The 11841-nt window shown below is 68.9% G+C and carries 9 protein-coding genes; all 9 read left to right on the top strand.

Annotated features, from left to right (window positions below):
* The coding region (locus M0R80_11510) for a hypothetical protein (GenBank protein ID MCK9460258.1) at window positions 1–1442 on the top strand (1442 nt) is incomplete at its 5' end.
* A gap of 72 nt (window positions 1443–1514) precedes the next feature.
* Window positions 1515–2693, top strand: coding sequence for an efflux RND transporter periplasmic adaptor subunit (locus M0R80_11505; GenBank protein ID MCK9460257.1), 1179 nt, complete (start codon window positions 1515–1517; stop codon window positions 2691–2693).
* The gene (locus tag M0R80_11500; GenBank protein ID MCK9460256.1) at window positions 2690–5728 is read left to right on the top strand and encodes an efflux RND transporter permease subunit; all 3039 of its coding nucleotides are present in this window, start codon (window positions 2690–2692) and stop codon (window positions 5726–5728) included. The genes M0R80_11505 and M0R80_11500 overlap by 4 nt, the downstream gene beginning before the upstream one ends.
* A 7-nt stretch (window positions 5729–5735) precedes the next feature.
* Entirely contained in the window at window positions 5736–6110 is a 375-nt protein-coding gene (locus M0R80_11495; GenBank protein MCK9460255.1) for a MotA/TolQ/ExbB proton channel family protein, read from the top strand.
* Window positions 6107–6631: a hypothetical protein gene (locus M0R80_11490; protein ID MCK9460254.1), complete on the top strand. Its 525-nt coding sequence runs from the start codon at window positions 6107–6109 to the stop codon at window positions 6629–6631. Before M0R80_11495 ends, M0R80_11490 begins: the two co-directional genes overlap by 4 nt.
* Window positions 6632–6753: 122 nt before the next feature.
* Window positions 6754–6912 (top strand): hypothetical protein, encoded by a 159-nt coding sequence (locus M0R80_11485; GenBank protein MCK9460253.1) that lies wholly within the window; start codon window positions 6754–6756, stop codon window positions 6910–6912.
* Window positions 6913–7091: 179 nt separating this feature from the next.
* On the top strand, window positions 7092–8333 hold the full coding sequence (gene nhaA / locus M0R80_11480; protein MCK9460252.1) for a Na+/H+ antiporter NhaA: 1242 nt from the start codon (window positions 7092–7094) through the stop codon (window positions 8331–8333).
* Window positions 8330–9496, top strand: a complete 1167-nt coding sequence (locus M0R80_11475) for a cation:proton antiporter (GenBank protein MCK9460251.1) — start codon at window positions 8330–8332, stop codon at window positions 9494–9496. Before nhaA ends, M0R80_11475 begins: the two co-directional genes overlap by 4 nt.
* A gap of 73 nt (window positions 9497–9569) precedes the next feature.
* Window positions 9570–11828: a serine protein kinase PrkA gene (locus tag M0R80_11470; GenBank protein MCK9460250.1), complete on the top strand. Its 2259-nt coding sequence runs from the start codon at window positions 9570–9572 to the stop codon at window positions 11826–11828.
* The last annotated feature ends 13 nt before the right edge of the window (window positions 11829–11841 follow it).

The raw sequence follows: 11841 nt of genomic DNA, 5'->3' as shown, positions 1-11841 counted from the left end.
CGGACCCGGACACGGACGCGGACACGGACACGGACACCGACACCGACACGGACACGGACACCGACACGGACACGGACACCGACACGGATGCCGACGGCGACTTCGTCTGCGCGAACATCCTCGTCCTTGACGAGGCCTGCGGCTCCGGCAACCCGTGGACCGCGCCGTACGCGTCGGCGCTCGACTCCCTCGGCGTCACCACCTACACGACGGTCGCCAGCGAGTACGACATGGTCGCGCAGCTCGCCGCCGACCCGTACGGCTGGGATCTCGTCATCTACAACCGCTACAGCGACTCCGGCGACCCCGAGCACTTCCGGATCATCGAGGAGTACGTCGCCAAGGGCGGGCGCGTCATCTATTCCGACTGGGCGTTCGGTTTCAGCACCAACTTCTACTCGTCGCTCGGCGTCACCCTCGGTGCCAACTACAACACCGGCGTGGCCCTCTACCCCTGGGCGACCGCGCACCCGATCCTGAGCACGCCGAACGACATCACGGCGACATCGATCGCGACCGCCTATGATCCGTGCGACAGCGACGGCGCCTACCTGACCGCGACCAGCGGGACGGCGGTGCTCGGCTACACGGCGTCGGCGACGGTCGGCCAGGCGGCCGTCGTCGTGGGCGACAACGAGCGCACCGTCTTCCAGGGCGAGGTGCCGTTCATGTTCAACGAGGCGGATCTGAAGCCGCTGCTCGCGAACGAGATCGATTACGTCTGCCGCCAGCCGCGCGAGCTCTGCACCGGCGGGCTGGACGAGGACGGCGATCTCTACATCGACTGCAACGACCCCGGGTGCGCGGGCTCGCCGGCCTGTGCGTCCGTGCTGATCTTCACCAATAAATGCGGCTCCGGCAACCCGTGGACCGTTCCCTACCAGACCGCTGCGGAGAACCTCGGGTACACGGTCACCGTGTTCGACGGCGACGTCGACACAGTCGACGAATTCATAGCTGCGCTCGGGACAGGCACCTGGGATCTCGTGATGTACGAGGAGTACTCGAGCGGGACCTCCACCGCGGAGCTCGACGCCCTGAACACCTACGTGAGCGGCGGCGGGAAGCTGATCTTCGCGCCGTATTCTGCGAGCATGTCGCACGCACTGGTCGCGGCGATGGGCGTCACGGCCGGCACCTACTACGACGCCGCACAGTCGATCTACGCCTGGGACACGACGCACCCGATGACGTTCGCGCCGAACGCGATCGCGGCGTCGATCGCCACGGACTACGACGACTGCATCACCGACGGCCACGAGCTGACCGCCGCCTCCGACGCGACCTCGGTCTTCGGGTACGAGGCGTCCTACACCGCCGGGCAGTCCGCGGTCATCGTCAACGGGGCGCAGACCACGATCTTCATGGGCGAGGTCCCGTGGATGTTCAGCGAGGAGGATCTCGTCGACCTCCTCGAGAATCAGATCGCCTACCTGCTCTAGCATCTCGAGCTGCTCTTTCGGTCTGTTCTTGCAGTCTAGCCAAAGGGCGTTGTTGGCCTTAAACTGCGCGCCATGAGTCGGACATCGATTAATACCGGGCTCGTTTCAGTGTTCCTGTTCTCCCTCTGCGGGTGCTCCGGCGCCTCCGGCGACGCCGACGGCGGCCCGGAGATCGCGCCCGTCCGGGTCGCGACCGTCGAGACCGGCGCCCTGGTCCGGCGGCTCGGCTTCATCGGCGACATCGAGGGGCAGACCGAGATCAACGTGTTCTCGTTCGTGCCGGAACGCCTGCTCTCCGTCAGCGCGAAGGAGGGTGATCGCGTCAAGGCCGGACAGACCCTCGCGGTCGTCCGCGCCTCGTCGCTCGGCGAGGGGGTCAAGCAGGCCGCGGCGGGCCTGGACGCGGTCCGCGCCCAGCTCGCGTCGCTTAAGGATCAGCAGGCGCGGCTCAAGAGGCTCGAGGGATCGGGCGCGGTCACGAGCTCGCAGATCCTCGCGGTCGACGCCCAGGTCGCGGCGGCCGAGGCCCAGGGGCGGCAGTTCGAGGCGATGCTCGGGCAGGCGCGGCAGAGGCGCGGGGACGCGGTGATCACGGCACCGGTGGCCGGCGTGATCGGCAGGGTGTTCGTGGAGGTCGGGGACATCGCGGCGCCGCAGATCCCGATCTGCACGATCGTCGATTTGGATCACGTGAAAATCGTCGTCCGCGTGCCGGAGCCGGATCTGCCGCTCCTCGCCCTCGGGCAGGCGGTCGAGGTGGAGATCGCGGCCAGGCCGGGCGAGCCGGTGCACGGCGCCGTGACCCGCGTCGGCCCGGTGCTGGATCGGTTGAGCCGGACCGCGTCGCTGGAAATCGATATCGAGAACCCGGATCACGCGCTCAAGCCCGGGATGCTCGCCCGTGTCCGCGTCGAGGTGGAGCGCCGCGACGGGGTCGTGTGGGTGCCAAAGGACGCGCTGACCGTGACGAACGAGCGCGAGGGCGACAAGAGCCTGTACCGCGCCGTGGTCGTCGAGGGCGGCAAGGCGGTCGAGCGGCTCGCGCTGCTCGGGCTCGAGGAGGAGGGCCGCGTCGAGGTGCTCAAGGGGCTCGAGGTCGGCGAGGCGCTCATCGTCTCCGGGCAGCACCTCGTCGTCGACGGCGACCCGGTCCGCGTGCTCACGGATCAGGGGGCGGGGCCCGGAGCGGTCCCGGCGCCCGCGGTCGCCCCTCGCCCCGCTCCTTCGTCTTCGCGGGACGGCGGCGCATGAGCCTGCAATCGCTGGCCGTCAGGAGGCGCGTCACCTTCCTGATGCTGTTCATCCTGGTGCTCGGCTTCGGGCTGTTCTCCCTGGTCCGGCTCAAGCTCGATCTGTGGCCGGACATCACGTTCCCGTACGTCGTCGTCATCACGCAGTACAACGGCGCTTCCCCGGAGGACATCGAGCAGCTCGTCACGCGGCCGGTCGAGGAGGCGTGCGCCGCGGTCGAGGGTGTCAAGAACGTCTTCTCCGAGTCCAAGCACAGCGCGTCGGTCGTGTTCATCGAGTTCAACTGGGGCACGGACATCGATCAGGCGGAGATCGACATCCGCAAGAACCTCGATCTGTACAAGTCGTTGATCCCGACGGATGTCGAGGAGCCGCTCACGTTCGCGTTCGACCCGTCCATGGAGCCGGTGCTCATGTACCTCGTCACCGGCCCGTACGATCAGGCGAAGCTGCAGGACCTGAGCAAGCACGACATCGAGCCGCTGCTCGAGCGGATCGAGGGCGTGGCGTCCGCCGACACCGAGGGCGGGCTCTCGCGCGAGATCCAGGTGCGGATCATGCCGGACCGGCTCGCGGCGGCCGGCGTCTCCACCATGCAGATCATCGGCGCGCTGCGGCGCGAGAACATGCAGGTGCCGGCAGGATGGCTCACGAGCGGCCGGCGCGAGCTCTCGATCCAGGCGCACGGAGCCTTCACGTCGGTGGACGAGATCCGCGAGGTCGTGGTCGGCGCCGCGGGCGGGGTGCCCTTGCTGCTCAAGGACGTGGCCGAGGTCGTGGACACGGTGCACGAGCAGACGCGCGTCATCAAGGTGGACGGGCGGGACGCCGTGATGCTCATGCTGCGCAAGCAGTCGGACGCCAACACGGTGCAGACCGTGAGCTCCGTGAACCGGGCGATGCCCGAGATCATGAAGACCATGCCCAAGGGCGTGCAGCTCCAGGAGCTGTTCAGCCAGGCCGAGATCGTCAACCAGTCGCTCGGCAACCTGAGCCAGACCGCGATGCTCGCGGTGCTCATAACGATGATCGTGCTGTTCGTGTTCCTGCGCTCGTTCGCGGCATCGCTCATCGTCGGCGTGGCGATCCCGGCGTCGGTCGTGGTCAGCTTCGCTGTGATGGATCAGGCCGGGCTCACGCTGAACATCCTCTCGATGACCGGGCTCGCGCTCGCGGTGGGCATGCTCGTGGACAACTCCATCGTCGTGCTCGAGGCGATCTACCGCCACCTCGGCATGGGCAAGAAGCCGGCGCGTGCCGCGATCGAGGGCACGACCGAGGTCGGCACCGCCGTCACCGCGTCCACGCTCACGTCGATCGTCGTGTTCGCGCCCGTGCTGTTCGTGCCCGGCCTCTCGGGCGCCATGTTCCGCGACATGGCGGCCACGATCTGCATCTCGCTCACCGCGTCGCTGATCGTCGCGCTCACGATCATCCCGCTCGGCGTCTCCATGTTCGTGCGCAAGGTCCCGAGCGTCGAGAAGGGGCTGCTGCTCCGGGTGTACACCGGGATCCAGAGCGTCACGCTGCGCTGGCGCAAGCTCACCGTGCTCGCGGCCGTGGCGCTGTTCGCGCTCGGGATCTACTTCGTCGTGAGCGCCGGCTGGGAGATGTTCCCGAAGAACGATCACGCCATGGTCGTCATGGAGATCAAGGGGCAGGTCGGCGCGTCGCTCGGCGCCATGGACGAGGTGCGCAAGCAGGCCGAGGAGGCAGCGCGCCGCGTGGTGCCGGAGGCGACTTTGACGATGGCGCAGTTCGGCACGGGCGAGGGGTTCATGGCGCTGTTCTCCGAGGGCAGCCACTCCGGCATCCTCCGGGTCAAGCTGCCGCGGCGATCCGCGCGCGAGCGCGGGCAGCAGGAGATCGAGGAGGCGCTGCGCGAGGAGCTGAAGAAGATCCCGGGCATCGAGGCCAAGGCGATGGAGATGGGCTTCTCGGGCGAGTCGGACATCACCATCGAGATCTTCGGGCACGACATGAAGGTCGCCCGCCGCGTCGGCCTGGACGTCAAGAAGCTCGTACAGAAGATCGACGACGCGCGCGACGTGACGTTCAGCATGGAGGAGGCGAAGCCCGAGCTCCACGTGAACTACGACCGGATCCGGCTGGCGCGGCTCGGGCTCACGACCTCGGACGTCTCGGGATCGCTCTCGGCCTTCTACCAGGGCACGATCGCGTCCGTGTACCGGGAGGGCGGGAACGACTACAACATCCTCGTCCGCTCGCCGCGCGCGTTCCGCGACGATCCGGCCAACCTGGAGAGCATGGTCCAGACGTCTCCGCTCGCGGGGAGCTTCCCTTTGCGCAGCGTGGCGCGCGTCACCGAGGAGTCGGGGCCGGTCAAGATCTCGCGCAAGGATCAGCAGCGCTACGTCACGGTGAGCGCGACCTCGATAGGCGGCGATCTCGCCGGGTTCACGAAGAAGATCGAGAAGGCGCTCAAGGGGTACGCCTGGCCCGAGGGGTTCCAGTACCACGTGGGCGGCACGGCCGAGGACATGCAGGAGTCGTTCATGTACCTCGGGATCGCGCTCATCGCCGCGCTCTTCCTCGTCTACATGGTGATGGCCGGGCAGTTCGAGTCGTTCCTCACGCCGTTCATCATCTTCATCACCGTGCCGTTCGCGGTGATCGGCGTCGGCGGCGCCCTCGTCGCCACGGGCATCCCGCTCTCGGTCACCGGGCTGATAGGCGGGGTGATCCTCGTGGGCATCGTGGTGAACAACTCGATCGTGCTCGTGGACTACGCGAACCAGCTCGTCGAGAAGGGCATGGACCGCATCGAGGCGATCCGCGAGGCGGGGAAGGTGCGGCTGCGCCCGATCCTGATGACCGCGCTCACGACGTCCTTCGGCATGACGCCGATGGCGCTCGAGCTCGGCGAGGGCTCGGAGTCGTGGAGCCCGCTCGCCCGCGTGGTGATAGGCGGGCTGATCTCGTGCGTGTTCGTCACGCTGCTCGTGGTGCCGAACTTCTACATCTGGCTCACGAAGTGGCGGAAGTCGATCTCGCAGAAGGTGGATCTGAGCTAGGCGCGACATGTCGCTCGCCACGATCGCGCTCTCCATCGCGCAGCACGTTCGGCTGCGGCGCGACAGGATGCTCGTCGGCCTATGGGTCGCGACGTGCGTCATCCCGCTGCTCGGGCTGGTCGGGACGATCGCCGGCTTCACGACGGCGTTCGACTCGGTTTCGTCGTCGTCGGCCGATCAGCGCGCCGCGATGCTCGCCGAGGGGATCTCCGAGGCGATGAACGCCACGGCGCTCGGCCTCGCGCTGTTCGCGCTGTTCCTCGCGTCGACCATCGTCGCCACGGTGCGGACTCGGCGGGCCTCACCTCCGGGCCCGCTCCTGCAGGCAGGCGGCGAGGGGAGCGGCCGATCCGGGCAAGAAATGAGGAGCGCTTCGTCATGAAGACCCGCACCTCGTTCAAGCTGCTGGCGCCTCTCGGCCGCTGGGTCGCGGGCCAGCTCGCGCTGCCGCACGGCTGGTTCGGGCGGGTCGTGATGACACGGCTCCTGAGCGGGCGATCTCCTGCTCTCGGCCGCCCGATGAAACGGCGCGTTCTCCGTGACAACCCGGCCTGCCGTGGATATGGTGAGGTCATGCGCGTGCGGGTGCTGCTGCCGTTCATCCTCTCTCTGACGTTCGTCGTCCCGGCGCTCTCGTGTCCGGGTACTGGCCGCATTGCTCCCGCCGAGCCTGGATTCCCGGGACAGACGATCACCGCGGATTTTGGCCCGCCTCCTCTGGCGCCGGCACGGAGCGACAGCGGAAGCTCGACGGCGTCGGCGGCGTCGACATGGGCAGCCCCGGGCTCCGCAATCGAGCTGCTCCCGCTGCCGGTCGAGGCGGCCCCCTTCGTCGCGGCGGACGACGTTCCGCGCAAAGGGTTCCCGCGAGGCGTCGATCGCCCTCCGAAGAGCTCCTCCTAGCCGAATGATGGTCGTGCGGCCGGGCGAATGCTCGCCCGGCGCGAATCGGCGGTGAACCCCGCGGCCGGCGCCCGAAAGCGCCGCCGACGGATTCTCGGCGCGCGGCGCCGAAGGAGCGGAAGATGGGAGACGACGACAGGAAAATCGGGCAGAAGAGTGCGGAGACCGAAGAGGCGAAGAAGAAGGAAGCCTGGATCCACAGGAACGGACCGGTCGTTGCCGTGGTGGTCGGGGTCGTCCTGATAGCGCTCATGGGCGCGGCGATGAAGATGTGCGGGTGACCGCGGCCGGACCTCGTCGCGCGCGAGCACCATGAGGATCCCGAGCGCCACGCGAGCATCTGGCACCATTACTGACGAGGGCCGGCAGCCTTCGCGGAGGTCAGCGGGAATTGCGCCGTAGGAAGAAGGACGAGCACGACAGGCGGGGGCCGCCCGAGTCCTGGGAGCCGCTCCTGCGCATGGCGAGGATCGCGACGCTTCCGCTCGAGCGGTTCCTCAGGATCGAGGCGGCGAGCGGCATCGTCCTGATCGCGGCGGCGGCGCTCGCCTTCGCGTGGGCGAACTCGCCCTGGGCGGAGCTCTACGAGACCCTCTGGTCCTACCCGCTCGGCCTTAAGGTCGGCGGCACCGCCTACGAGCGCCCGCTCGTCTGGGTCGTCAACGACGGGCTGATGACCGTGTTCTTCTTCGTCGCCGGGATGGAGATCCGGCGCGAGCTGCACGACGGGGAGCTGTCCTCGAGGCGCAAGGCCATGCTCCCTCTCCTGGCGGCGCTCGGGGGGATGGTCGCGCCGGCGCTCGTGTACCTCTCCATCGCCGGCGGCCCGGAGGTCCGCTCCGGGTGGGGCGTTCCCATGGCCACGGACATCGCGTTCGCGATAGGCGTGCTCGCCCTCCTCGGCAAGCGGGTCCCGCCCGCGCTGCGGGTGCTGCTCCTGACGCTCGCGGTGGTGGACGATCTCGGCGCGATCGTCGTCATCGCGTTCTTCTATTCGTCCGGTGTGGCGGTGTCCGGGGTGCTGATCGCCGCGGCCGGCGTCGGCGGGATCTTCCTGCTGCGCTGGATCGGCGCGCGGCGCAGCGTGGCGTACGTCGCGCCGGCGCTCGTCGTCTGGGGCGGGTTCTACGCGGCCGGGATCCATCCGACGATCGCGGGGGTCGTCGTCGGCCTGCTGACGCCGGTCCGCGCCTGGGGCGACGGGAACGAGGTGATCTCGCCGGCGGAGCGGCTGATCGCGCGGCTCCACCCCTGGGTCGCCTTCGGCGTCATGCCGATCTTCGCGCTCGCGAACGCCGGGGTCGCCCTGGGCGGAGCCTCGTTCGACGCCTCCGCGACGGCGGTCGCGGTCGGGACCGGGGTCGGGCTCGTGATCGGCAAGCCGCTCGGAATCCTCCTCGTCTCCGGGCTGGCGATCCGCCTGGGCGTGGCCGCACTGCCGCGCGGGCTCTGCTTCCGGCACCTCGTCGCCCTGGGCTTCGTGGCGGGCATCGGGTTCACGATGGCGCTGTTCGTCGCGCAGCTCGCCTTTGTGGGCTCGCCCCTGCTCGGGGCGGCCAAGGTCGGCGTGCTCGGGGCCAGCGCGGCGGCGGCGGTCATCGGCCTCGCCCTCGGTCGAATCCTCTTGCCGAAGCAGGAGATCCACGAGGATATCGACACGGCCGACGAGGCCGAGGGCGCGGCCTCGGGAAGGCGCTCATGAAACTCGGCAACGAGCTGCAGTACCTCATCCTCATCGTCGGCCTGTTCCTCGTCCCCCGCATCCTGCAACGCTTCCGGATCCCGAGCGCCATCACCTGCGTCGCGCTCGGGGCCGGGTTGGGGATGGGGTTCCACCTGTTCGCGACCGACGAGACGGTGCCGATCCTCTCGACGCTCGGGATCGTGTCGCTGTTCCTGTTCGCCGGCTTGGAGGTCGATCTCGGGGAGCTCAGGCGCAACGCGCGGGTCGTCGTCGGGAACCTGGCGATCCATGCCGCCGTGCTCGGCGCCGGTGCGGTCGTCTTCTCGTTCGTCTTCGCGCTCGAGTGGCGCGCCGCGCTCCTCTTCTCGCTCGCCGTGTTCACGTCGTCCACGGGCTTCATCCTGGACTCGCTCGGCGGGTTCGGGCTCGACGCCGGCCAGCGGTACTGGGTGAAGACCAAGGCGATCTCGACGGAGATCGTCTCGCTCGTCCTGCTGTTCTTCGCGGTGCAGTCCGGCGAGGTCCTGTCGTTCGGGGTGTCGACCGCCGTGCTCGCGGCGATGGTGCTGCTCCTGCCCCTGATCTTCAAGGTGTTCGTCGCGAAGGTGCTCCCGTTCGCCCCGAAGTCCGAGTTCGCCTTCCTCCTCATCATGGCGATCGTGTGCGCCTACGTGACGCGCGAGCTCGGCGTGTACTACCTCGTCGGCGCCTTCGTGGTGGGCATCACGGCGGTGCGGCTGCGCCAGAAGCTGCCGGCGGTCGCCTCCGAGCGGCTGATAGTCGGCGTCGAGCTGTTCGCCTCGTTCTTCATCCCGTTCTACTTCTTCAAGGCCGGGCTCCACTTCGAGAAGGAGCAGTTCGGTCCCGGGTCGATCGGCATCGGGGTCGCGCTGGCCGCCGTCACCGTGCCCTTGCGAATCGGCATCGTCGCGGTGTTCCGCCGCTTCGCCCTGTCGGAGCCGCTCCGCCAGGGCGCGAAGGTGGGCCTGTCCCTCGTGCCGACCCTCGTGTTCACCATCGTCATCGGGGGGATCCTGAAGGAGGAGCACGGCCTCTCGAACCGGATGTACGGCGCACTGATCGTCTTCGCCCTGCTGAACACGATCCTGCCGGGGCTGCTCCTCGGGAAGGCGGCCCCGGAGTTCGACGCCCCGCACGTCCCGCGGGAGGGCGAGCCTTAAGGCGGAAAGGGCGGGGATCGACTCACCCCCGGACGTGATATGCTTCCCCGGCTGTCGAAAGGGAGGCGGGGCGATGGACTTGAAGAACGGGCAGGCGGGCGGCGTGCTGGATCTCTTCGCGCGGGCCTCCGAGAGCGTCCGGGACGAGTACCTCGCGCGGCGGCGGGCGATGTCCTTCACCGAGTACCTCGGCATCTTCGCGCAGAAGCCGCGGCTCGCGCTTAGGGACGCGGCGCGCTACGTGCTCGACGCGATCGACTACTTCGGCGCGGTCCAGACGACCCACCCGTGGGGTGACGTGACGCGCTACAGGATCTTCGACCAGGAGTTCGAGGGCGGCGGGCCGCGCCTCGTCGGCCAGGAGAAGGTCCAGGTCGCGGTGCGCTCCGCGCTCGAGTCGCAGGTCCGCGACGGCGGCATCAACCGCCTCGTCCTCGTGCACGGTCCGAACGGCTCGGCCAAGTCGACGCTCGTCGCCTGCCTGTTCAACGGCGCCGAGCACTACTCGCGCCTCCCCGAGGGCGAGCTGTACAGGTTCCGCTGGATCTTCCCGTCCCGCCGGTCCGGCGCGAGCTCGATAGGCTTCGGGGGGCGGCTGAAGCGGGACTCGCTCGGCACGTTCGCCCACCTCGAGGACGACGAGATCGACGCCACGCTCGAGTGCGAGGTGCACGATCACCCGCTGCTCCTCCTGCCGCGGGGCGAGCGGGTCGCGCTGATGGAGCGCGCCCTCGAGGACGCGGGGATCCGCGGCTACCAGATCCCGAGCTACTTCTACCAGGCGTCGCTCTGCCACAGGTGCCGGCAGGTCGCGGACGCGCTCATGCGCACCCACCAGGGAGACCTCGCGAAGGTGCTCGCCCATGTGCAGGTCGAGCCGTGGGCCCTTTCCCGACGGTACCGCCGCGGGCTCGTGCAGGTCGGGCCGCAGCTCTCGGTGGACGCCGGGCAGCGCCAGGTGACGGCGGATCGCAACCTCGGGTCGCTGCCCATCGAGCTGCAGAACATGACCCTCTTCGAGACGTTCGGGCCGATCATCGACGCGGCGGGCGGCATCCTGTCGTTCGAGGACATGCTCAAGCGGCCGCTCGACGCGTACAAGTACCTGCTCACGAGCATCGAGACCGGCGAGCTGATGATCGGCCAGATGATCCTGAAGATGAACATGGTGCTCATCGGCACGACGAATGACGTCATGCTCGAGGCGTTCCGCGAGCACCACGAGTACCAGTCGTTCCGCGAGCGGCTTACGCTCGTCCCGGCGCCGTACATGAAGCGCCGCTCCGACGAGGCGGCGATCTACGAGCTGAACCTGAAGCCGCACTTCACGAGGCACGTCGCTCCGCACGCCATCGACGTCGCCGCCCACTTCGCGGCGCTCACGCGGCTGCACAAGCCGGATCCGGCCGCCTACCCGGACAGCCTCAAGATCGTGATGTCCCGCCTCACCGCGGCCGAGAAGTGCGAGCTGTACGATCAGGCCCTCGTGCCGGACGGGCTGGAGGACGACGTCGCGGCCGAGCTCGTGGACTCCATCGGGAGGATCAGCTCGGAGGACGCGTCGTCGTGGCAGTACGAGGGACGGTACGGCGCGTCGCCGCGCGTCATCCGGCACGTGCTCCTCACGGCGTCCATGTCCGAGGAGCCCGAGTGCGTCTCGCCCTTCGCGGTGCTCGAGGAGCTGCGCCAGCTCTGCGGCCGGGCCCGCGAGTACAACTTCCTCGAGCGCGGCAAGGAGGACGGCGGCTACCACGACCACCTGGGCTTCGTCGAGGTGGCCGAGCGGCGGCTCCTCGATCAGCTCGAGCTGGAGATCCAAGGCGCGAGCGGCCTCGTCGAGGAGCGCCGCCACGAGGAGCTGCTCGACAGGTACGTGACCCACGTCCGCCACTTCGTGAACCGGGAGAAGATCCACAACCCGGCGACCAACGCCGACGAGGACGCGGACGAGAACCTGATGCGCACCGTCGAGGAGGCGCTCGGCGTGGCGGCGTCGGAGAGGGACGACTACCGCCGGGGGGTCATGTCGCGCATCGCGGCGTGGGCGATCGAGCACCCCGGCCAGAAGCTGCTCCTCGCGGCCGTGCTGCCGGGCCAGCTCAGGAAGCTCAGGGAGTCGTACTTCGAGAAGCACCGGCAGAAGGTCGTGGCCGCCGCGCGGCACGCCCTCAAGGTCCTCGACGAGGGCAGGGCGGGGAGCGGCTTCGACGCGGAGGACACGGCGGCCGGGGAGCGGCTCGTGGCGGAGATGATCGCGCGGTACGGCTACTGCAAATCGTGCGCCAAGGACGGGATCGCGCGGCTCCTCGCGAGCCGGTTCGGGGGCGCCTGAGCGCGCCATGGAG

The organism is Pseudomonadota bacterium, from assembly GCA_023229365.1.
Classification (GTDB): domain Bacteria; phylum Myxococcota_A; class Polyangia; order JAAYKL01; family JAAYKL01; genus JALNZK01.
Note: the sequence above shows the minus strand (reverse complement) of the source record. Positions and strands in the feature narration are given on the sequence as shown.

Coding starts and splice junctions, on each gene's coding strand:
- M0R80_11505 (MCK9460257.1), top strand. CDS start 1,515: ATGAGTCGGACATCGATTAATACCGGGCTCGTTTCAGTGTTCCTGTTC.
- M0R80_11500 (MCK9460256.1), top strand. CDS start 2,690: ATGAGCCTGCAATCGCTGGCCGTCAGGAGGCGCGTCACCTTCCTGATG.
- M0R80_11495 (MCK9460255.1), top strand. CDS start 5,736: ATGTCGCTCGCCACGATCGCGCTCTCCATCGCGCAGCACGTTCGGCTG.
- M0R80_11490 (MCK9460254.1), top strand. CDS start 6,107: ATGAAGACCCGCACCTCGTTCAAGCTGCTGGCGCCTCTCGGCCGCTGG.
- M0R80_11485 (MCK9460253.1), top strand. CDS start 6,754: ATGGGAGACGACGACAGGAAAATCGGGCAGAAGAGTGCGGAGACCGAA.
- nhaA (MCK9460252.1), top strand. CDS start 7,092: ATGGCGAGGATCGCGACGCTTCCGCTCGAGCGGTTCCTCAGGATCGAG.
- M0R80_11475 (MCK9460251.1), top strand. CDS start 8,330: ATGAAACTCGGCAACGAGCTGCAGTACCTCATCCTCATCGTCGGCCTG.
- M0R80_11470 (MCK9460250.1), top strand. CDS start 9,570: ATGGACTTGAAGAACGGGCAGGCGGGCGGCGTGCTGGATCTCTTCGCG.